Here is a 23659-nt window from a genome sequence, read left to right as displayed (position 1 = left end):
AAAAATTATGAAAAAAGTATTTTTAATGAAACAATGTTTATTGATGTTTGGACTATTGCTTGTCCTAGCAACATCTTGTGAACCTTACGAAGATTTTATAAAAGATTTTGATACAACAACCGTTTATTTTGCAAGTCAGAAACCTTTACGAACTATTGTAGCCTATGAGGATATGCAATTTAAAGTAGGAGTAGCTTTGGGAGGCAAAAGGTCTAATGATACCGATGAATATGCAAATTTTGTTATTGATCCGTCTTTATTGAGTGATGTGGACGGGGCAAGCGGTTTCACTCTTTTACCTGAATCTTATTACACATTGAGCAATGCCAATAAAATGATTATACCAAAAGGAAAATTCATTGGTGATATTACGGTAACTCTAAATAGAGAATTGTTTACTACTGATGCTGATGCCACAACAAATACTTACGCCTTACCACTTCGGATAACAGAGTCATCTTTAGACTCTATTGGCGGTATTGGACCAGATGGCAATATTTTACCTTCACCAAAAGACCATACTATTCTTGTTGTTAAATATATTAGTCCATATCATGGTACTTACTACCATAAAGGGGCACAAAAAGAGTTGGATGCTTCTGGAGCAGTAGTAAATGAAGTGACGTATAACAATGCAGATTTGGTTAAAAACCAAACATGGGATTTAAAAACCATAGATAGGAACTCTGTAATTACACCAGGGGTAGGAGCTAATACGAACGAAAAATTTATAATGAATATTGATGAGACTACAAGTACTGTAAGTTTCGAGTTAGCTCCAGGATCAAATGTTACTGATTTTTCTGGAACAGGTACCTATAATTCTGTAACTAGAGCATTTAATATAGAATATAGTTATACCTTAAATGGGAAAGACTTTGAAGTTATAGACAGTTTAATTATAAGAAGACCACCAGAACAAGATTTAGCTTTTGAGGAGTGGTAAATAGAATTAGTGTTAAAAAAAACAGAGCTACTGCTCTGTTTTTTTTTGCACTTCATAAATGTATTATATAAAAAAAGGTAGAAATATGGAACGTTTTAATAAAGCTGTTTTTTTAGTTAACAAGGGTTTCAACATTTGGTCCGAACAATAAAAGTAATATTGTTTTTAATTGTGCACCGACTCGTTCACGTAATAAACGATAGGCTTTGGCAAGGTGTCCTTCAACAGTTTTAATAGAAACGTTTAGGTGCTCTGCAATTTCCATATTAGTGAGTCCGTCTTTCTTGCTTAATAGAAAAATTTTTTTGCATTTCTTGGGTAATTTTTCAATCCCCTTGTTTACACAAGCAATCTTTTCTTGTAATAATTGAGTATTGTTTTCATCAATAAATTCATCAAGCGCTTCAGTGTAAAGGCGTTCTAAAGCAAAGGTTGTTCGCTTTTTATGATATTGATTTATAAACTCATTATACGTGGTTTTGTATAAAAAACTTTTGATTGAGTAATTCGAGTTTAAGCGTTTCCTATATTCCCAAGTTTTTAAAAAAACGTTTTGAACAACATCTTCCGAACTATCACGATCATTTGTTAAGCTCAGCGCATAAATAAATAGAGGTTTATGATAAAAAGTCACTACGTAAACATACGCGCTTTCTATACCTCTTTTAAGGTGTTCTATCAATTCTGTATCATTTGTGTAAACGTAAGCCATAATTAAATTCGTATTCGAAGGTGTGTAAATATCATAAAATAATAATAGAAAGTAAAAAAAAATATTAAAAAAGCAAGGGTTTGTAAATTCTAGCTTGTAATATAATAAAGAACATTAATTAATAATGTCATTTTGAAAACTTAAATTAGTGTTCTTATCATCATTTTACTGTGAAAATATCATGACTAATTAATATTCAAAATATCTAACAAATTGAGAGCAATTAATATTCAAGGAAAAATCAAAGTAGCAACCAATTTTAAAATTTTGAAAACCGAAAAATTATAGGTAGTAATAAAATAAGAAAAAAAGGAACGGAGACTAAACATTTGGCGGTGTGAAACTCTCGTTCCTTTAATAGAGTATCAACTAAACTAATGTCTAACTAACACAATACAAATTTATGGAAATTAAATTAATTAATGTCCCTTTTCTATTCAGAAAAAGGGTATTAACGATTATGAAAGTGTTTGTCTTTTTAATCTGTACATCCACTTTTTCACTTACCAACACAAAAGCATTCGCTCAAGAAAAGATAATAATTGATAAAGATAAATTAGTAACTCCAAATTATGTCTTTAAAATAATAAAAAGGCAAACCAATTTCAGTTTTGTTTACCCAAAAAATCTATTTGAGAATGGGGGCAAAATTCAATTAATAAAAGGTGAGGTTTTTGTTATAGATTTGATATCGAAGGTTTTATCAGGAAGTAACTTTAGTTTTGAAGTTACTAATAATAACACCATTTATATAAAGAAGAAGTTAAAGGTGTCTGATGATGTTCAACAAATTGAAGTTAAGGGTGTTGTTACTGATGAGATTGGGCAACCATTGCCAGGCGCAAATATTATAGAAAAAGGGACTGTCAATGGAACTCAAAGTGATTTTGATGGTAATTTTATAATAACTACAACGAGTGAAAACACCGTTTTAATCGTATCTTATGTAGGTTACAAAACCAAAGAAGTTCAAATTCAAGGAAACAAAACCAGATTAAGTATTAAATTGAAAGAGGACGCGGCTAGTTTGGACGAAGTGGTTATAGTTGGTTATGGTACTATAAAAAAATCAGATTTGACAGGTTCTGTAACCTCAGTTAAATCTGAAAGAATTACAGAAACACCTGCCGTAAGGTTGGATGATGCATTACGAGGAGCAGCTTCGGGTTTACAGATAACTCCCACATCATCTCAACCTGGTGCAGCAGCCAGTATAAGAATTAGGGGAACAAACTCCATAAACGGTAATAGTTCACCATTATTTGTAATAGACGGTTACATTGGTTCTGGTAATAACGTTTTTATAAACAATAATGACATTGAATCAATCGAAGTGCTTAAGGATGCATCTGCTACTGCTTTGTATGGTTCTAGAGGTTCTGCCGGTGTGATATTGATTACTACAAAAAGAGGTAAAGCAGGTAAACCAAAGATTAACTACGATTCTTTTGTATCTATGACGTCTCCTCAAAGACTGTTATCCATGTTAAACGCTAGGGAATATGCTGAATTTCAAAATGAGGTAAAAGGTTCAGAAGTTTTTGATGTAGATTCTTTTGGTAAAGGAACCAATTGGCAAGATGAAGTTTACAAAAATTCTGCAATCACAACAAGTCATACGCTTTCGGTGTCAGGTCAGGAAAAAAGTACTAATTACTACATGTCTGGAAATTACTTAAACCAAGAGGGTATTTATGTTGGTAGTGAACTAGAGCGATTTCAAACACGAGTAAACTTGGATACTAAGATTGGTGATAAATTAAAGATTGGATTAAATATTAACTATGCTAAAACAGAATCTGCCCCTTACTCTAGCAGAATAACAGATGTAGCTGGATATTTGCCAACATTGCCTGTAAGAGATGAAAACGGAGAGTTTACTATTCAAACTTTTACAGGAGAAGTGACCAATGATAATCCTATAGGTATTGTTTCTCAAAGTCAAAGAGTTAATGATTTATCAAACTTATTGATGAATGTTTACGGTGAGTATGAAATTTTAGATGGTTTAAAATATAAATTAAGTATAGGTTCCGATAATACTTGGACAACATTAAAGAGTTATGATCCTTCTACGCTTTTTAGCGAAGTAATTACAAAAGGAACAGGTAGTATAACCAATCGTTTGAACAGAGGATTTTTGATAGAAAATACTTTGACATATGACAAAGAATTTGGAGACCATAGTTTTAATGCTTTAGCAGGTTATACAAGACAAACCATAAAAGATGAGTCAAGTTCTGTTTCTACTTCAGGTTTTGTTTCTGATGTAATTGGTTTTAACGATCTTTCTGCTGGTGAAGTTTTTGAGAATTCCACTTCAAGTGCAAGTGAATTTGGTATAGTGTCCTATCTTGCCAGAATAAACTACAATTATAAGGGAAGATATCTACTTACTCTTAGTAGTAGAGTAGACGGCTCTTCTAACTTTTCTGAAGGTAATAAACATGGCTTTTTTCCTGCAATTGGAGCAGGTTGGAATGTAGGCAGTGAATCTTTTATGGATGAATCTGTTTTTACAAACTTAAAATTACGTGCTAGTTATGGTATCTTGGGTAATCCAGCTGCTGGAAACAGCTCGTTATCAAGGTTAGAAGTCGGATTTCCCTACACATTTGGAACTGGAGGAGCCATAAGTAATAGTATACAATTAACCACAATAGGTAACCCAAATTTAAAGTTCGAGACTACGGAGCAATTAGATCTTGGTTTTGATTTTGGCTTTTTTTCTAACAAGCTTCAGGGGTCATTAGATTATTACCACAAAACAACCAATGATTTATTTACGCAAAGAGAGATTCTTTTGTTATCAGGAGTAAATAACCTTTCAGTTATCTCAAACTTTGGTACTATGAAGAATCAAGGGGTAGAATTAAGCTTAGATGCCACTATATTAAATAAAGGTGATTGGATGATAGATGCTTCATTTAATATATCAACTAATCAAAATGAATTGGTTTCTATTCCTGAAGAGGACGGAGAACTAATAATAAATACCATTGGTATTGCAAGTGGAGAAAGATCAGCAATTCTAAGGGAAGGAGAACCAGTGGGGTCGTTTTATGGATTCAAAGCAGATGGTATTTGGAACAATCAAGCAGAAATAGACGCATCTGGAATCACAGCTGGACAAACATTGTTTCCAGGAGGTAAAAGATATCAGGACATTAGTGGTCCGGATGGTACACCAGATGGCATTATAGATGATAACGACCGAACAATTATTGGAGATGTAAATCCTGATTTTTTTGGTGGTTTTACTACTGGTATATCCTACAAAGGAATTGAACTTAGAACAGTGTGGAATTTTTCAGTGGGTAATGATATTTTCAATGAGACCAGTACAATTTTGGACAATGCATTTGATAACAACGTTTCTGCTATTTATGCAGATCGATGGACTCCTCTTAACACAGATTCTAATATAGTTGGAGTAGAAGGACTTAACCGCTCGTTTAAGTTTGCTGATACAGATATTGTTGAGGATGGGTCATTCTTGAGATTAAGAACTATTTCTTTGTCATATAATATACCCACCGATAAACTAAAATGGATGAGTGCTGCTCGTATATCTATTACTGGTGTAAATCAATTGTTGTTTGACAATTATAGTGGTTATGATCCAGAGGTATCAAGAAGGCTTGACGATGGTAGCGAAAGTAATACTCGTCAAGGCTATGATGCTTCTCAGGACCCTTCAACTAAGGCATGGACAGTTGGCATTAATCTTACATTTTAACCAAAAAAATGATATCAAAATGAAAAATTTAAAATATTTAATCATAATATTCCTATTCGCGGGATTAAGCTCTTGCGAAGACATCATTACAGAAAAGCCTCTTGATTTTTTAGCACCAGGAGTTTATCCATCTTCAGAAAGTGATGCCATAAGTGCATTGACAGCAGCATATGCGAATCTACACAGAAGGTGGTCAAATTGGCATCACGCCACTACGGGTACAGATATGGCTGTACATGGCACACATAACCGAGGACGTCAAGGTGTTTGGTATACTAATCTTACTCCAACAGATGCTTGGGCAAGTAGTATGTACATAGATAACTATCAAGGTATCGCAGCAGCTAATTTAGTAATAAGTGAGGTTCCTTCTATAGACATGGATCCAGAATTAAGAGATCGTATTGTTGCCGAGGCTAAATTTTTGAGAGCTTTCTACTATTTCGAATTAAAGAATTTTTATGGAGGTGTTGTAATTATTGATAGTCCTGTAACAGGAGAAATAGCTGGGGGTGTTACTAGAAGCACAGTAGACGAAGTAAATGAGTTCATAGAGCAAGACTTAATTGATGCTATTCCTGCATTACCAGAATCTTATTCAGCAAACGATCTTGGTCGTGCAACTAAATGGGCAGCAACAGCTTTACTTGGTAAAGTGCATTTGTACCAAAAAGAATGGTCAGAAGCTATTTCTAGATTTGATGAAGTAATCAACTCGGGAGCTTATGGTTTAGTAGCGGACTACAATGCTTTGTTTCCTCAAGCTAATGAATATCTTAAACTACCAGGTGTAAATGGTGACTTAGTTACTGAAGTAATTTTTGATATCCAATTTCAATTGGATATTCGAACTACTGGTATGCAAAGTGCTACAGGTTCCAGAGATAGTAACATTTTTAATGCACAGGATGGTATAGGGGGTGGTTTTGAAAATTCACTTCCTACCCAAACATTTAAAAGCAATTTTGAAAATGGAGATAAGCGCTTAGCTATAAGTTATGTAGAGGTTTTGCCACCAGATGCTGAAGGTGAAACAGAAGACAACATATTAGTATCCCCAATTTCAACAGGTTATGGTCCCATAAGTGGTAAATATATAAATGCAGATGGAGATAGAGTTAGCAGTAATGAGCTCCTTTTAAGATATGCCGATGTGCTTTTGATGAGAGCAGAAGCAGAAAATGAGCTGAACGGACCAATAAACGCTTACCAATATATTAACCAAGTGCGCCAACGTGCAGGAGTACCCGATTTAACAGGCCTAAGTAAAGAGGATTTTACAATTGCTTTACGTAAAGAAAGATTAACAGAACTTTCATTTGAAGGGCATAGAAAGCATGATCTTATCCGTTGGGGTATCTTCCTAGAGACAGTAAGAAATAGCACTGATCGACTATTAAGAGATTTTGTAGGTCGAAACATTAAAGATCACAATGTGCTATTGCCTATACCAGCTACTGAGATCGAAATTTCAAATAATACAATAAAACAAAACCCAAAATATTAATAATAGCATTGTTTAGTTAGCTTGAATTGGGTATCGAAAAGCACTTTTTCGGTACCCAATATTGAACTACAATTTATATATAAGTACCTATTTAGTTCAACACTTGTAGGTGCCAAGGTTTTTATTAATCCTATCAATTCCTTAAAATATTTTTTATTATGCGAAAACAGTATTTTTATTTAATAGCACTTTTATTAGGGTTTTTTTTGTTGGAATCATGTGAAAATTTCAAAAAAAAAACAAAAGTAGAAATGGAGTCCAAGCCCAATGTAGTGTTGTTTGTAGTAGATGACCTTGGCTGGACAGATATGGGGGCTTACGGAAGCGATTTATATCAAACACCAAACGTTGATAAATTAGCAAGTGAAGGTGTTTTGTATACTGATGCCTATTCAGCATGTACTGTATGTTCGCCTACACGGGCTAGTATTCTCACAGGTAAATATCCTGCCCGAATTAATTTAACAGATTGGATTACTGGACACGTAAAGAAATATGGCAAAATAAAAATACCAGAATGGAATCAAGAACTATCACAAGATGAATACACTTTGGGAGAAGCATTCCAAGATAATGGCTACGAAACGTTTCATGTAGGAAAGTGGCATTTAGGCGAAGAAGAAAAAAACTGGCCAGAACACAACGGTTTTGATGAAAATATTGGTGGGTTTAAAGCGGGGTCGCCAGCAGCTCATAGTGGAGGAGGTTATTTTAGTCCTTATAATAATCCGAGGCTAAATGATGGGCCAGATGGAGAGTATTTAACAGAACGGCTTACAAATGAAGTTGTTAAACTAATAGATGACAATCAAAAAAAGCCGTTTTTTATAAATTTTTGGTTGTACAATGTCCATACGCCACTTGAGGCTAGTCAAGAAAAGGTTGATAAATATAAAAGTATTGTTAATCTTGAAGGGCACCATACGAATGTAACTTATGCAGCTATGGTGGAGCATATGGATGATGCTTTAGGTAAAGTTGTAAAAACCTTAAAAGAGAAGGGGTTAGATGAAAACACAATTATCGTTTTTACAAGTGATAATGGCGGTTTACGTGGGAATTTTGAAAATGATAGAAGAAAAGTTACCGACAATTTCCCTCTAAGGTCAGGCAAAGGAGATATCTATGAAGGTGGTGTTAGAATTCCACTTATTATAAAATGGCCAAATAAAATTAAATCAGGAGTAACAAGGAATACCATGTCCATTTCTGCAGATATATACCCGACTTTAATGGGACTTGCTAATCTTAAGTTTCCAGAAACAAAATCACAATATTTTGATGGTGTTGATTTATCAAATGAATTATTAAATCAACAGAAAGTAAAAAGAGAAACCGTTTACTGGCACTACCCACACTATCATCTTGAGGGTGCAACGCCCTATAGTGCCTTGCGTCATAAAAATTGGAAATTGATTTATAAGTATGAAACCAAGCAATATGAGTTGTATGATTTGAAGACAGACATTGGAGAAGAAGAAGATTTAAGTCAAATAAACCCAGAAAAGTTGAAAGAACTTAGTGAGTTACTTCATAAATGGTTGCAAGATACAGATGCTCAGATACCTGTTTTAAATGAAGCATTTGATGCAGGCAAGGAGGATGAATGGAGCATATCTGCATCTGCAACAAACTAATTTTAACTAACAGAATTCAGCCGAAACAAATGAAAGCTTTAATTGTATTCTTATTAAGTGTTATATGCTATCAAACAGGTTTTTCTCAAAACACGATTACGATTCCTTTTGGGGCCGATCAGAAAATTGTCTACAACCTAGATACAGGAAAAGCTACTTATATTAGCTTTAAAACGCGAATAAATAATTTTTATTCCGAAGCTAAAATCCCGAATACCATTAGTAGTAAAATGTACAAAACCAGAACGCACCGTGTTTCTGGCGATTCTACTATTGTTACAAACACATCTCCTGATTTACCTACAATGCATCAAATATTTATTGCTGATAATGAAAATCAGTTGCATATGATTGTGACATTAGAGGGCAAGGAAGCATTATCTACAAATTATATAGCACCCATAGTCGCTAAAGGGAAAAAAGCACTAGATATTAGTTATGTAATATCTAATCCAAGGGTGATTATTATGCCATCAATTCAGCAAAATACTATGCGCTGGAAGTATCCGAGTATAAATAGTTCGGGTCTTAGTTATGGTGTAACTGCATTCTACGAAAACGAAAACAGACATGGAACGGTAATAGGAGCTTTAACCCATGATAATTGGCGAACAGGCATTCAGTTTTCTGGTAATGATGATACCTTAAATAACTTAGAAGTTATATGCGGAGTAAAGAGCGAAAGGGATGTTGTGGAACACGGAGAAGTAACTGGGAAAACAATTTCGTCTGCTACCATTTTTGTTGGTTCTTACCAAGATTACAGAGATGGCTTAGAATCGTTTGGAAAAGCAATGGCAGCACTTACTCCAAGAGAATCCAGAGCTACCAGTTTAACACACGACCAAAATACAGTACTTAGTTGGAAATCTTGGGGTAATGGAGCAAACAAGAAGGATAATACATTAGAGAAGTTGTTTAAGGTTAGTGATCGTATAAAGGATTCTTTGGAAACCAAAGGATTTGAAAATAATCAGGGCAAAGTTGTAGTACAACTAGCGGGGATGTTTTTGAAACAATTCACACGGGAAGAGCATTTTAAATTTGCCCAGCACGTAAAAGCTAACAATCAAATTCCAGGTTGGTACAACTGTACCTGGTTGTATCCAGGATGGGCAAGAGATGATACAAAAGTAACGCCTACTTCAAAATGGACTTTTGGAGATATCGCACTGAGAGATGATAATGGAGGTTTTTTGATGACGCCTAAATTAAATGGTAAAGTTCAGAAATCACTGGATCCGACACATCCTGGTACCCTAGAACGTTTTGATTACCTCCTTAAAGAATATATTGCACAAGGGTTCGAATATATAAGACTGGATTTTGCTCAATTTGGAGCAGTAGAAGGAAACTACTATAATAAAGAAATTACTACAGGAGTTCAGGCTTATAACTATGGCATGCGGTATATTCATAAAATACTGCAAGGAAAGGTGCATGTGAATTTAGCAATTTCGCCGTATTTTCCTTATCAATATGCGCATTCCCGAAGAATTTCTGGCGACACAAAATATACATTTGAAACGGTAGAGTATGAACTGAATGCCCTTGCTGGAGGTTGGTGGTTGGGGAACGGAATTCTTTATGACAATTTAGATCCAGGTGATGTAGACTTCCATAAGGAAGGAGAACATCCAAATATAGCCATGTCCAAAGTAAATGGCGCTGCAATTACTGGGTTTTGCCAAAGTTCTGATGATTGGTTGGATGATCATCGATTTGGAATAACTCAAAAGTATTTTACAAATCCCGATGTTTTAAAAGTATTAAATAAAGGAAAAAGTTTTAGACCCTTAGATATAGATTCTGAGAATACTCCTAATGTGTTTTACCTTAAAGAAGAAGGCACGGATGCAATATACGTTGCCGTTTTTAATCACACGACTAATCCGCTTACGGTGTCTTTTGACTTTAACAGAATGGTTAAAAACGCAAAATCTGATTTCAAACTTTTTGATTTGTGGACAAAAGAGGAGTCTGTTAAACCGAGTTCAGGTAATTGGACTTTTGATTTAGTAGCAAAAGGTTCAAAGCTGTATAAGGTAAATCCTATTAAAGAAAAAATTTAATTTTAAACTAATTATCGAAGGCTCTAGATATGAAAACAAGCATAGATAAAATTCAATTAAGTGTTCTATTACTTTGTGTCAGTTTTTGGGGCTTAAATGCGCAAGTAATTCAAATTGGTACAGATAATACATCTTTAATCTATCATATTTCAAAAAACAAAGTGTATCAGTTTTATTACGGTAAAAATCTTCAATCTTTAAAAGGGATTGAGAAAATGAAGCCTTTTTTTAACGAAGCCTATCCCTCTTTTGGAAACGGAAGTTCTGATGAAGTTGGAATAATAGCTGTGCATGCTGACGGAACAATGGCTACTGATTTAATTTATCAGTCGCATGAACAAAATACGAATGTAAATATTCAGAATACAACAATACACTTAAAGGATGAGAAACTGCCATTTTTTGTTGATTTGCATTTTAAGGCTTATCAAAATGAAGATGTGATTGAACAATGGACCACTATTTCACATAAAGAAACTAATCAAGTGCGGTTAGAACAGTTTGCTTCTTCAGCTATTAGTTTCAAAGCCGAAAGTTATTATCTGACCCATTTTAACGGGAGTTGGGCACGCGAGATGCGAATGAGTGAAGAGCGCTTAACAAATGGCATAAAAAACATAGAAACCAAACGTGGCGTTCGTACTACAGAATATGAAAATCCGTCTTTCATTCTATCACTAAATCAGGAAGCACAAGAAAATTCAGGGGAAGTTGTTTTCGGGTCACTAGCTTGGATGGGCAATTACAGACTTTCCTTTCAATTGGACGACCAAGATCGTTGCCAATTAACAGGAGGGATCAATCCATTTGCTTCAGGGTATTCATTAAAACCAAACACTGTTTTTGAAACACCTCGAATGGTACTTACATACAGTTCTGAAGGAAAAAATAGGGCATCCATAAATTTACACCGTTGGACAAGAAAATATAATTTACAAGATGGAAACGAAATACGTCCTATTGTTTTAAACAGTTGGGAAGGCGCATATTTTAGTTTTTATGCCGACAAGTTGAAATCGATGATGAATGGCGCTGCTGAAATGGGCGTGGAAGTTTTTGTGCTTGATGATGGCTGGTTCGGGAATAAGTATCCGAGAAATTCTCCTAAATCTGGTTTAGGAGATTGGCAAGTCAATAAAAAAAAGTTACCCAATGGAATAGATGATCTTATCAGTCATACTGAAAAATTGGGAATGAAATTTGGTATTTGGGTAGAGCCAGAAATGGTAAACCCACAAAGTGAATTGGCAAAGAATCATCCCGATTGGATATTACAAAGAATGAACGGGAGGGAACCATTATTACAACGTAATCAATTACTGCTCGACCTTTCTAATCCTAAAGTACAAGATTTTGCTTTCGGTGTTATTGACGAATTATTAATTAAGCATCCGCGTATTAAATATATTAAATGGGATGCAAATAGACATGTACAAAATTTTGGTTCTACTTACCTGAAAGAGGGAAACCAATCGAACCTTTGGATTGAGTATGCTCGCGGATTAGAATCTGTTTTTAAACGTTTAAATGGAAAATATCCTAATGTTATTTTTCAGGCTTGCTCTTCGGGAGGCGGTCGAGTTGATTTTTCATCTATGAAATATACCCATGAATTTTGGGCTAGTGATGATACCGATCCTTACGAGCGCATTTTTATTCAATGGGGAACGAATCACTTTTTTCCACCAATAGCTACAGGTGCTCATATTACAAAATCGCCTAATCATCAAACAGGTAGGGAAACATCTTTAAAGTTTAGATCTGATGTTGCCTTTGGGGGGCGCTTGGGTATTGAGTTGAGTCCTGATGATTTAAAACCGGAGGAGCTGGAGTTTTCTAAAGAAGCCGTTAAGCTCTACAAAGAAATAAGGTCGGTTGTCCAATTCGGCGATTTGTATCGTTTACAATCGCCTTATGACAATGACGGCTATGCGTCTATCAATTATGTTTCAGGAAATAAAGATGAAGCTATATTAATGGTTTATAGTCATGATTTCCATCGAAGATACGAGCGTAATTTTGTTCGACTGCAAGGCTTGGATACATCTGCAAATTATCGAATTACAGAAGTTAACAAAGTCGCTAATAAATCACATATTGAATTTAATGAAGACATCGTTTCTGGCGGCATTTTAATGAACAGAGGCATTAAAGTAGATTTAAAGAAACCACTTGAAAGTGCCATTTTTCAACTTAAAAAAGTTTCACAATAAATGTTTTTACTGATAAAAAATATAAAAAATTTGAGGCTAATAGCACTAGTCTATCTATCTATTCTAACTAGTTGTGGTCAAAAAGTGCCATCGCCAAAAGGGAATAACAATGAGCGCCCAAACATTATCCTTATTATGTCTGATGATATGGGCTATTCAGATTTGGGATGTTACGGAGGCGAAATAGATACCCCTAATCTTGATGCGCTTGCAAATAATGGTTTACGTTTCACACAGTTTTATAATGGCGCAAGATGTTGCCCCACAAGGGCAAGTTTAATTTCTGGGTGTTATCCCCATCAAACTGGAATTGGTCATATGACCAACCCTCATAATAGTGATGAATATGATTATGGCGTTCCAGAATATCGTGGATTTCTTAGTAAGAATAATGTAACCATTGCAGAGGTTTTAAAAGATGCAGGATATACAACTTTAATGACAGGTAAATGGCATTTAGGAGACGCTAACAAATCTCAATGGCCTTTGCAACGTGGGTTTGATAAGTATTATGGCATTCTAGAAGGTGCAAGCAATTATTTTAAGCCAAAATACCCGCGTGGTATTACATTTATGAATGATACTATTACCGAAAAGGCAAAGGACTATTACACAACTGATGCTTTTACAGATTATGCTATTAAATTCATAGATGATTCAAAACAAGAGGATAAAGAAAAACCATTCTTTTTATATCTAGCATATACAGCTCCGCATTGGCCAATACAAGCACCCCAGAAAATAGTTGAAAAATACAAAGGAAAGTATCTTGAAGGTTGGACTAAACTTCGTGAAACTCGTTATGCACGTATGAAAGCATTAGGTGTTATTGATGAAAATTGGGAATTAACATCTCAAGATTCACGTGATTGGAATTCGTTAAGCGATGAGCAAAAGATTGAAATGGATACCCGTCGTGCCATTTATTCTGCCATGGTAGATCGCATGGATCAAAATATTGGAAACCTCGTCAATCATTTAAAAACACAGAATATGTTTGATAATACACTAATTATTTTCCTTAATGATAATGGTGCTTGCGCCGAGTTCTCTGAATTGGGAAGCGGAAATCCAAATCATCTGGAAACTAAAAAAGCTTACAATGCGCTTTCTTATGGCAGAGCATGGGCAAACGCTTCAAATACGCCTTATAAAGAATATAAACATTGGACGCACGAAGGCGGTATTGGTACGCCGTTTATTGTGCATTGGCCAAAAATGATTTCAAAAGAAAATCAAGGAAAAATAATCTCTGAATATGGTTTTTTGCCAGATATCATGGCCAGTTGTGTTGATGTTGCACAGACAAATTATCCTAAAGCATATGAAGGAAATACTATTGTTCCTGCTTCAGGGAAAAGCTTAGTTCCGCTTTTTAAAGGTGAAAATAAACAAATTCATAACGAACCTATTTTTTGGGAACATGAAGGAAATAAGGCGGTTCGTTTGGGCAAATATAAATTGGTTTCTAAATGGGAAAAAGAGAAGGAAACCAATTGGGAATTATATGATATGGAAACCGATCGTACAGAAATGCATAATCTAGCAAATGTTAGACGCGAAAAGGTTGATGAATTAAGAAGTATGTATGATCATTGGGAAAAGGAAAAATCGGTATTTGCTTATAGCGAAGTTTTGAAAATAAGGGCTGAAAAGAAGAAGAACAGAAATAAAAACAAAAAATAATATGGAGTTATTTAATGCATCAATTAACAAGCATGTTTTACTATTCATGTCAATTTTTGTCTTCAGTCTAACTGCTCAAAGTCAAAAAAATAAAATAACCATAGATTATAGTGATTACAAAACGTCTTGCGGCGTTGAGATTAGTGATAATGGGGACTTAATTACAGCAAAGTGGACACATGGTTCTAAAACCAATTTTGTAAGTTTTAGAGTAAGACCATTAAAGAAAATAACATGGATGAATCCTCAAAAACCTTTAATAAAATCAGTAGGTGTTATTGAGGATGGAAAAATGATTGAGCTTTTTGAAAATCTTCAGCCAGAGTATGCTTTATTTTTAGGAGAACGTAGTCTGGAAAAAAGAGATGGATGGCAAGTGTTTTTTGATTATCCTTATTTAAGATCGTATGACATTCAAAAATCTATTTTAGATACTAAAAAGGTTAAAGTTTCAAGTACCGGACATAGAGCAACAATTTCTTTTGTAGGTTTTAAGGCAGGCGAATTTCAGGGAGATTTAAATTTCACTTTTTATAATAATGGCGCTTTGATGAAAATGGAGGCAGCCATGTCTACAAATGAAAATCCTAGAGCCTATTTATACCATGCAGGCTTTTCAACTTTGGAAAACAATGTGGAAAATATAGTATGGCAAAACACTCAAGATGAGATAGAAAAGCAATTGGCAAATGATGATTTTGCAACCCCTAAGCGAACACGATTTAGAGCAGTTATTGCAGAAACGGAACTAGGGTCCATGGCTACATTTCCATCGCCTCATAGATTTTTGCCTCCCTTGGATGGCGTAGGGAATTATGGTTATAATTGGTCAGGTCAGAATTATCTTGATTTATTTAACGGATATGGTTGGGGCGTGCGGCAACCTGTTTTTGGAGATAAGCGTCAGGTGCCATGGATTAGCGCACCACCCACAACCATTCAGAAAATGGACATGTTCTTGTATTTTGATAATAAGAAAGCAGATGCTGTATTAAATGAAGTTAAAAAATACACGCACAACGATCAGTTTGTTGATGTTCCTGGATATAAAAAAATGACCAGTCATTTTCATGTTGAGCATACTTTGAATTTAGTAGACAAACAAAAGGAATTAAATACCACAGCAATTCCCGATGATTTTGTGAATCCTGAGTTTGTTCAGTTCTTCAAAAAAATGGGTGTAGATATTGTCCACTTGGGAGAATTTCATACAGGTGGAACACCAAAACTAACTAGAGAAAAACGTCTTCCTTTATTAAAGTTGATGAATTCTGAATGCGAAAGATTATCTACAGATGACTTTTTATTATTACCAGGAGAAGAGGCTAATGTGCATCTTGGTGGTCATTGGATGGCACTTTTCCCAAAACCTGTGTATTGGGTTTTAAATAATAAAGAAGAAAAGCCATTTGTAGAAGATGTAAAAGGCTATGGTAAGGTTTACCATGTGAGTAGTCAAGATGATATTTTAAAATTGTTTGAGAAGGAAAACGGGCTTATATGGGTAGCTCATGGACGTATTAAAGGCTCAGCCGGATATCCTGATAAATATATGGATCAAGATTTTTATAAATCAGATCGCTATTTAGGTGGCGGATGGAAGAATATGCCAGTAGATCTTTCAGACGATAAAATAGGATCTAGGGTATTTACCCTACTTGATAATATGAATGATTGGGGACACAAAAAATATGTTTTAGGAGAAGTAGATGTGTTTGATATTGAAAACGATTATGAACTATATGGCGCTATGAATATCAACTATGTTAAACTGGGTAAGTTACCTCGTTTTAAAGAAGGCTGGAAACCTATTCTAGAAACACTGAGTAGCGGAAATATTATTGTCAGTACGGGTGAGATTGTTCTCAAAAACTTCACGGTAAATAGCGTAGAAAGTGGAGGCGTTCTAAAATTAAGAAACGCTAAGAGGGTTGAACTTAAAGCGGAATTATCGTGGACGTTTCCTTTAAGAGTTATTGAAATCATAACAAGTGATGGTAAAAGTATAGACAGGTTGAAAATTGATTTATCAAAAACGGATGCTTTTGGTTCAAAGGAGTTTGTAAAAGAACTGAACTTGAATGGAAAAAAATGGGTGCGAATGGAAGTTTGGGATGTTGCAGGGAATGTTACGTTCACACAACCTATTTCAATAGAATAATAAATATATATAAATACTAATAAATATGAAAATGAATCGAATAAAATTATTGCACAATAGTTTTCTTATCCTTTTAGGGTCTGTAAGTGTTTTTCTTGTGGCTTGTAACTCTAGTGAAGGGAAGAAAAAGTTAAATACTATTCCTGAAATAATAGATGTCAACACTTTTAAAAGTGAAGGTTTGATTATGCTTGAAGAACAAGATCTTAAGCCTAATGCCGACGGAATAATTTCTGACATAAAGTTAAATTTAACGCCTTTTGATAAAGGGATATACTACCGTCCGTTTAGCGAAGGTATAGCTTCTGGAAATAGAATGGAACCACTTTGGTTTGATAATGTTTCAGAACTTTCTAATTACAAAAAAATAGCACCACGTTGGGATGATTTCATGAACCTAGGCGCATTTTTAATGTTAAAAAAAAACTCAGGAAAATATCTTGTAATCTTACCTATAGTAACAGCTTCTATCGGGAATACCTTTGCTATTTATAATGATACGATTCATTTAAGAATGGCGACTTATGGTACAAAAACAGAGCATACAAAAGCACCACTTCTGGCTTATGCAGAATCTGAAAATCCTTATGAAGCGACACGAAATGCTTGGGAACTAGCAAAGAATGCAGAGGGAGTTAAAGGCCATGTAAATTGGCGTTCAGATAAAGAATACGCAGAACCTTTTAAATATTTAGGCTGGTGTTCTTGGGAACATTTCCGTACGGATATTAATGAAGAAAATATTCTAAAATCAATTAGCGATATTAAAAAAAGTGATTTGCCGTTCCGTTGGGTATTGGTGGATGATGGGTATTTAGATGAAGAAAATAAACGATTGATTTCTTTTGGGGTAGATAAAGAAAAATTTCCAAATGGATGGGAGCCTATCACGAGTCAAAAAGATGAAAAGATTAAGTGGATGGGAATTTGGAGAAATATGCAAGGTTATATGAAAGGGATCTCTCCAAAACATACCATGGAAGATTTGCGTGAGCATATCACAAAGGTAGAGTATAAAGGAGACACACATTACATGCCGAAAATAAATCCAGAATCTGCTGAAGCTTTTTATAACGCTATGACTTCAGATACAAAAAATGCAGGTTTTGATATCATTAAAGTCGATTTTCAGTCTGATAATTATCGCTATAACAAGGGGAGTGAAAATGCCATCCGTGGAGTGCATTATAACAATATGGCGTTAGAAGATAATGTTATAGAGCATGATTTGGATTTAATCAATTGTATTGCACAGCAAAACTTTAATGTTTTTAATCATAAAGCTAGTGGTCTTATCCGCAGTAGTATTGATTATAAAACCACTATGGATAGAATAGATTTAACGGTGGTTCAAAACTTTACCAATGCGTTTTGGTTAGGTCATCTTTATTGGTTAGATCAAGATATGTTTCATACCAGTTTTAAAGAAACGGCTCGTTTAATGGCAACGTGTAGAGCATTGTCTGGAGGCCCTGTTTATTTATCAGATGAAACTACGCATATTGATGATACGCACTTAAAACCAATCATTTATAATGATGGTAAAATAGTGGGCACTTTGGCTCCAGGTGTTCCGTTGCCAGAAAGTATGATGATAGATCCGTTTACAGGCAAAGAATTATTTAAAGTTATAGCACCGTTAGAAAACAAAACAGCATCTATTCTTGCGGTTAACTTGAATCGTGATGTAAAACTTAAAGGATCTGTTTCTATAGAGGATTATCCATTTGCAGGATCTATGATACAACCTAATGAGGGATTATGGGAAATCCCACAAGAAGGTATCCTATTATATGATAGTTTCAATAAAAACGCTGTAGAATTAGTAGATGATTATACTTTTGAGTTGGAAACTCGTGAAGATAAACTACTTCAATTAAGCCCGATAACTAAAGGGTGGTCTGTTATTGGAAGACCTGATAAATACCTTTCAGCACAAACTTATAAATTAATAGATGTGTCTGCGGAAGAAATTACTATAAAATTAATAGAAGATGGCTCAATTCTTATTTGGTGTAAGGATAAAAAACCGGTGTCTAAAAACTTTGAATTTAAAATGCTCTCTAATGGATTGTGGGAAGGCATCATTTTAAAAACGGAGAAAACAGGGATTTATAAAATTACATCAAGATAATTATGATAACTAAGGCTTTTGCCTGTATGTATTTTCAAATGAAACCTTATAAAATGATAAAAACTAAAGTACTACTTATTTTAACAGCTGTAATGTTTGTTTTTATGACATCATTTTCATTTAAGCAACCAAAGATTTTGATTATTGGAGATTCCATATCGCTTGGGTATACACCCTTTGTAAAACAGCATTTGGCTGATAAGGCCATAGTGTCTCATAATCAAGGAAATGCGCAACATACAGGCAAAGGCTTAGCTAATATTAAAGATTGGGTAACTAAAGACGATTATGATATCATTCAGTTTAATTGGGGACTATGGGATTTGTGCTATCGAGATTTGAATTCAAAAAACCAAGGTAGACGAGATAAAATTAATGGAACCATAACATATAGTGTGGAGGATTATGCTGCTAATTTGGATTCTATTGTGTCTACTATAAAAGCACAAACCAAGGTAAAATTAATTTTTGTAACAACAACATATGTTCCAGAAAATGAGGCAGGAAGGTTTGAGGAAGATGTTATAAAATACAATAATGCCGCTAAAAAAGTTATGGAGAAACATGCTGTAGAAGTGAATGATATTTATAAAAAGTCCATACCGATTCATAATAAATATAAAAAAAAAACAGATGATGTTCACTATACAAAAGAAGGTTATGAAGCACTTAGCAAATTAATAATAGATTTTCTGGAAACTGAAATTAAAAAGTATTGATGCTTTTTTTAATTGAATAGAGTAATTATTTAAAAAATAAACATGAAAAAAATCAAAAACATAACTCTATATGCTGTTTTAGTCAGTTTGACTTTTATGTCTTGTAAACATAAGGCAGCAGAAAAAACTATAGAAAAAACAAAACCCAATGTTATTTTATTACTGGTAGATGATTTAGGTTATAAAGATGTTGGTTACATGGGCAGCAAATTTTATGAAACCCCAAATATTGATGCATTAGCAGCAGAAGGTATAAAATTTACCAATGCTTATGCTGCAGCGGCTATTTGTTCACCAACAAGATCTTCTATTTTAACAGGTCGTTATCCAGCAAGAACTGGTGTAACAGATTGGATTAAAGCTAAATTTCAAGTAAAAGGAGGCGATATGACGCCACTTCCTGAATATGAAGAGAATGAAGGTAGACTTTTAAGAACACCTTCCAATCCATATTGGATGGAAAATAGCGAGGTTACTATTGCAGAAGTCTTAAAAGATGAAGGATATTTCACCTGTCATATAGGAAAATGGCATTTAGGTTCTGATGTGTACTATCCTGAAAAACAAGGCTTTGATGTAAATATTGCAGGTTGTGATTTTGGACAACCTGGAAGTTATTTTGATCCTTATGCAAGTAAAAGAGTAGATGGTTTTCCTACGATGAAAGCCAGAAAAAAAGGAGAATATCTAACAGATAGATTGTCAGATGAGTTAGCAAATGTAATTCAGAATAATAAAGACAAACCGTTTTTTATCAATATGAATTACTACGCAGTTCACACACCAATTATGGGAAAACCAGAATTAGTGGATAAGTATGAAGCAAAAACAGCAGTAGATGATCAAGATAACGCAAAATATGCTGCAATGGTAGAAGGTGTAGATCATTCTGTAGGTAAATTATTAGATGTACTGAAAAAGGAAAATGTTTTAGATAATACAATTATTATATTTTTCTCTGATAATGGTGGATTATTAGGACCAACAAGTAATAAGCCACTACGTTCAGGAAAAGGGTATCCTTATGAAGGCGGCATTCGTGAACCTATGTTTGTGTATTGGAAAGGTAAAATACAGCCAGGTTCATTAACAGATTTACCAATTTCTAGCGTAGATTTTTTACCAACTATTTGTTCGCTTACCAACACACCTCTTCCAAACCATACTATAGATGGTAGAGATATTAGTAAACTTTTAAACAACGAAGCACTTTCTCAAATTCCTTTGTATTGGCATTTCCCTCACTACAGAGGTAAAGATATTGTGCCTTACAGTATAATAAGAGATGGCGATTGGAAACTGATAAAAAGATATGAAGGAAACGAATTTGAGCTGTTCAACCTAAAAGATGATTTAGGAGAAACCAAAGATATTTCAACAGAATTTCCTGGAAAAGTAACAGATTTAAACAATAAGCTTTTGCAGTGGCTAAAGGACACAAATGCCAAATTACCAATTTTGAAGAATTAGTTTGTTTTAAATTTCTAAAAAAGTTATTAGTAGTTTTTTAAGATAAACAAAAAAAACAGGATATATAAATATGACATATATAGCAAAATCAAATCGTTACAGTGAAATGATTTATCGCCGTTGTGGTAATAGTGGGCTTAAATTATCGGCGCTTTCGTTAGGCTTATGGCACAATTTTGGAGATGTTGATGTGGCCGATAATTATAAGAAAATAGTACATCTTGCTTTTGATAGTGGAATTACTCATTTTGATTTGGCAAATAATTATGGACCACCGCCGGGAAGTGCAGAAGCAAATTTTGGTAAAATTTTAAAGGAAGATTTCAAAGCTTACCGAGATGAACTGATTATTTCTACAAAAGCTGGTTATAGCATGTGGGAAGGGCCATATGGAGATTGGGGTTCTAAAAAATATTTATTTGCAAGTCTTGAGCAAAGTTTAAAACGAATGCAATTGGACTATGTAGATATTTTTTACCATCACCGTCCTGATCCTGAAACACCTCTAGAAGAAACGATGGCTGCTTTAGATTTGATTGTTCGTCAAGGGAAAGCACTATATGTTGGACTCTCAAATTATAGTGCTGAGCAAGTAGCACAGTCAATACCAATATTGAAACAATTAGGGACTCCTTGTTTAATCCATCAGCCTAAATATTCAATGTTTGAAAGGTGGGTAGAAGGTGGTTTACTCAATTTACTGGAACAAAAGGGTGTTGGATGCATTCCTTTTTCTCCTTTGGCACAAGGGTTACTTACAAATAAATATTTAAAAGGTATTCCTTCAGATTCCAGAGCTGCAAGAGGTGAATTTTTGAGAGAAGAACATATTACTCCTGAACTACTAAATAAAATTAAAGCGTTAAATGTTATCGCTGTTGAAAGAAATCAAACCTTGGCACAAATGGCATTGTCTTGGTTGTTAAAAGATGAAAGGATAACTTCTGTATTAATTGGAGCTAGTAAACCTGAACAGTTAAAAGATTCAATGAAGTGCTTGAACAATATTGAATTCAATAATGACGAATTAGATGCAATCGAAAATATTTTAAAGTCTTAAAAGAAATGAACTATAGAATATACTGCAAAAACATGAAAAACCTTTTATTTATCCTTACAATGTTGGGCATTGTTGGATGTTCTAATAATAAAGTTACGATTCCTTCTGATTCATCCGTAGAGGTTATTTCAAAGAAAGCCGGAGATCAAGGTAATGGATATTACCGAAACCCGATTATCATGGCTGGTGATATTGCCGATGTTGGTCTAATGCGTGTAGATAAAGATTATTATCTCGTACATTATTATACAGCGGCTCCAGGGCATCTTATGTGGCATTCACGTGATTTGGTTAATTGGGAACCTATAGGTAATATGTGGTCAGGTAAAGGTGGTGGTGGAGACATTTCAAAATACGGAGATCTTTTTTATTATTATCAGGATTATAGGAATGGTAGTGAAAATGGTATTTCGGTTAGAACAGCTCCCAATCCTTTAGGACCATGGAGTGTCCCTACTAAATTGGAAGGAATGAGGCATGATGTAACCGTTGGATCAGGTCCAGATGGGCGTCGTTGGGCTATTGCAGGTTTTGGTACTGGGATTATAAAGGAATTGACAAAAGATGGTAAAAGTTACCTGAATATTTCAGAAAGTAAATATAAAGGCTGGGATATTCCTAGTGATTGGGACATTGAGTGTAATTGTCTTGAAGGCTGGAATACATTTTATAAAGATGGTTACTATTACATAACGGCTGCTCAAGGCGGAACATCAGGTCCACCTACAAGTCATATGGTTATAGCTGCCCGATCTAAATCTATGGAAGGCCCTTGGGAAAACTCGCCACATAACCCTATTCTTCACACTTCTAGTGCCGACGAACCATTTTGGTCTCAGGGCAATGGAAGGCTAATTGACACACCCGACGGCGATTGGTATATGATGTATCATACGTATTTGAAGGATCGTATAAACCTTGGTAGACAAATTAATCTAGCACCTATAGAATGGACAGAAGATGGTTGGTTCAAAATCCCCGAGAATACTGATCTTGCTGGCCCCCTAAAAAAACCTAAAGGAGAAGCAGTAGCACATGGTTTTAAATTAACTGACGATTTCAAAGGACCTGAGTTGGATTTGAAATGGGGGTTCCCTGCACAAACTGCCGAAGGTAGATATCGATTTGCTGACGGTGGCATGTACCTGAAAGGAAATGGAGAAAGTGTAAAAGAATGTGTTCCAATGGTTATGCCAGTAACCCATACAGATTATGAATATATAGTTGAAATGACGGTGCCTGAGGGCGTTATTGGAGGTGCAACTATTTATTATGAGAAAAGCGTTGGTTATGCAGCATTAGGTCTAAAGGATGGTTTGGTTCAAACTTATATGGGGTTTCCAAATGGTCATAACATCGGATTCAAGGCGCCATTTGATAGGAATCACATTTTTATTAAAATGCAGTTTGAAGATGACTTGGTCAGAATGTTTTATAGTGCTGATGGTAAAGACTGGACTAAAGTAACCGCTACCAGAGAAGCGTCAGGATTAACTCGAAATGCCTTAGGACCATGGGAAGGATTAAGACCAGGGATATTTGCCTGCGGAAATGGAGAAGTGCTTATTCAAAATTTCGAATTGAAGCCATTGCCATAATTTAA

At 34.7% G+C, this 23659-nt stretch carries 14 protein-coding genes; 13 read left to right on the top strand and 1 reads right to left on the bottom strand.

Going from position 1 to position 23659, the window contains the following annotated elements; genetic code table 11:
* Nucleotides 1-7 precede the first annotated feature (7 nt).
* Complete coding sequence (locus tag HNQ90_RS11550; RefSeq protein ID WP_144116165.1) at nucleotides 8-946, top strand: DUF1735 domain-containing protein; 939 nt, start codon at nucleotides 8-10, stop codon at nucleotides 944-946.
* 112 nt (nucleotides 947-1058) lie between these two features.
* Here the strand turns inward: HNQ90_RS11550 and HNQ90_RS11545 are convergent, their stop codons facing one another.
* Complete coding sequence (locus HNQ90_RS11545) at nucleotides 1059-1658, bottom strand: RNA polymerase sigma factor (protein ID WP_144116166.1); 600 nt, start codon at nucleotides 1656-1658, stop codon at nucleotides 1059-1061.
* 460 nt (nucleotides 1659-2118) lie between these two features.
* On the opposite strand from HNQ90_RS11545, the gene HNQ90_RS11540 reads away from it, so the two are divergent.
* From HNQ90_RS11540 to HNQ90_RS11485, 12 genes are all read left to right on the top strand, one after another.
* Nucleotides 2119-5397: a SusC/RagA family TonB-linked outer membrane protein gene (locus HNQ90_RS11540; protein ID WP_172625849.1), complete on the top strand. Its 3279-nt coding sequence runs from the start codon at nucleotides 2119-2121 to the stop codon at nucleotides 5395-5397.
* A 19-nt stretch (nucleotides 5398-5416) separates the two neighbouring features.
* On the top strand, nucleotides 5417-6904 hold the full coding sequence (locus tag HNQ90_RS11535; protein WP_172625850.1) for a RagB/SusD family nutrient uptake outer membrane protein: 1488 nt from the start codon (nucleotides 5417-5419) through the stop codon (nucleotides 6902-6904).
* 251 nt (nucleotides 6905-7155) lie between these two features.
* The gene (locus tag HNQ90_RS11530; protein ID WP_241678344.1) at nucleotides 7156-8541 is read left to right on the top strand and encodes a sulfatase; all 1386 of its coding nucleotides are present in this window, start codon (nucleotides 7156-7158) and stop codon (nucleotides 8539-8541) included.
* A gap of 29 nt (nucleotides 8542-8570) precedes the next feature.
* Nucleotides 8571-10613: a hypothetical protein gene (locus tag HNQ90_RS11525; RefSeq protein ID WP_144116170.1), complete on the top strand. Its 2043-nt coding sequence runs from the start codon at nucleotides 8571-8573 to the stop codon at nucleotides 10611-10613.
* A 29-nt stretch (nucleotides 10614-10642) separates the two neighbouring features.
* Nucleotides 10643-12826: an alpha-galactosidase gene (locus HNQ90_RS11520; protein ID WP_144116171.1), complete on the top strand. Its 2184-nt coding sequence runs from the start codon at nucleotides 10643-10645 to the stop codon at nucleotides 12824-12826.
* A gap of 30 nt (nucleotides 12827-12856) precedes the next feature.
* Nucleotides 12857-14512, top strand: coding sequence for an arylsulfatase (locus tag HNQ90_RS11515; RefSeq protein WP_206669640.1), 1656 nt, complete (start codon nucleotides 12857-12859; stop codon nucleotides 14510-14512).
* A 1-nt stretch (nucleotide 14513) separates the two neighbouring features.
* Nucleotides 14514-16673 (top strand): hypothetical protein, encoded by a 2160-nt coding sequence (locus HNQ90_RS11510; protein ID WP_144116173.1) that lies wholly within the window; start codon nucleotides 14514-14516, stop codon nucleotides 16671-16673.
* 31 nt (nucleotides 16674-16704) lie between these two features.
* A complete protein-coding gene (locus HNQ90_RS11505) occupies nucleotides 16705-18807 on the top strand; it encodes a Sip1-related alpha-galactosidase (RefSeq protein ID WP_172625851.1) in 2103 nt (700 codons plus the stop codon).
* 53 nt (nucleotides 18808-18860) lie between these two features.
* Nucleotides 18861-19526 (top strand): SGNH/GDSL hydrolase family protein, encoded by a 666-nt coding sequence (locus HNQ90_RS11500; RefSeq protein ID WP_144116175.1) that lies wholly within the window; start codon nucleotides 18861-18863, stop codon nucleotides 19524-19526.
* A 42-nt stretch (nucleotides 19527-19568) separates the two neighbouring features.
* On the top strand, nucleotides 19569-20996 hold the full coding sequence (locus tag HNQ90_RS11495; RefSeq protein WP_144116176.1) for a sulfatase: 1428 nt from the start codon (nucleotides 19569-19571) through the stop codon (nucleotides 20994-20996).
* Between the two features lie 70 nt (nucleotides 20997-21066).
* Nucleotides 21067-22056 (top strand): L-glyceraldehyde 3-phosphate reductase, encoded by a 990-nt coding sequence (mgrA, locus tag HNQ90_RS11490; RefSeq protein ID WP_144116177.1) that lies wholly within the window; start codon nucleotides 21067-21069, stop codon nucleotides 22054-22056.
* Between the two features lie 32 nt (nucleotides 22057-22088).
* Nucleotides 22089-23654, top strand: coding sequence for a family 43 glycosylhydrolase (locus tag HNQ90_RS11485; protein WP_172625852.1), 1566 nt, complete (start codon nucleotides 22089-22091; stop codon nucleotides 23652-23654).
* The last annotated feature ends 5 nt before the right edge of the window (nucleotides 23655-23659 follow it).

The sequence above is a fragment of the Algibacter amylolyticus genome, from assembly GCF_014202225.1.
GTDB classification, from domain to species: Bacteria; Bacteroidota; Bacteroidia; order Flavobacteriales; family Flavobacteriaceae; genus Algibacter_B; species Algibacter_B amylolyticus.
The sequence above is the reverse complement of the archived record's forward strand: the minus strand, read 5'-3'. Positions and strand labels throughout refer to the sequence as shown.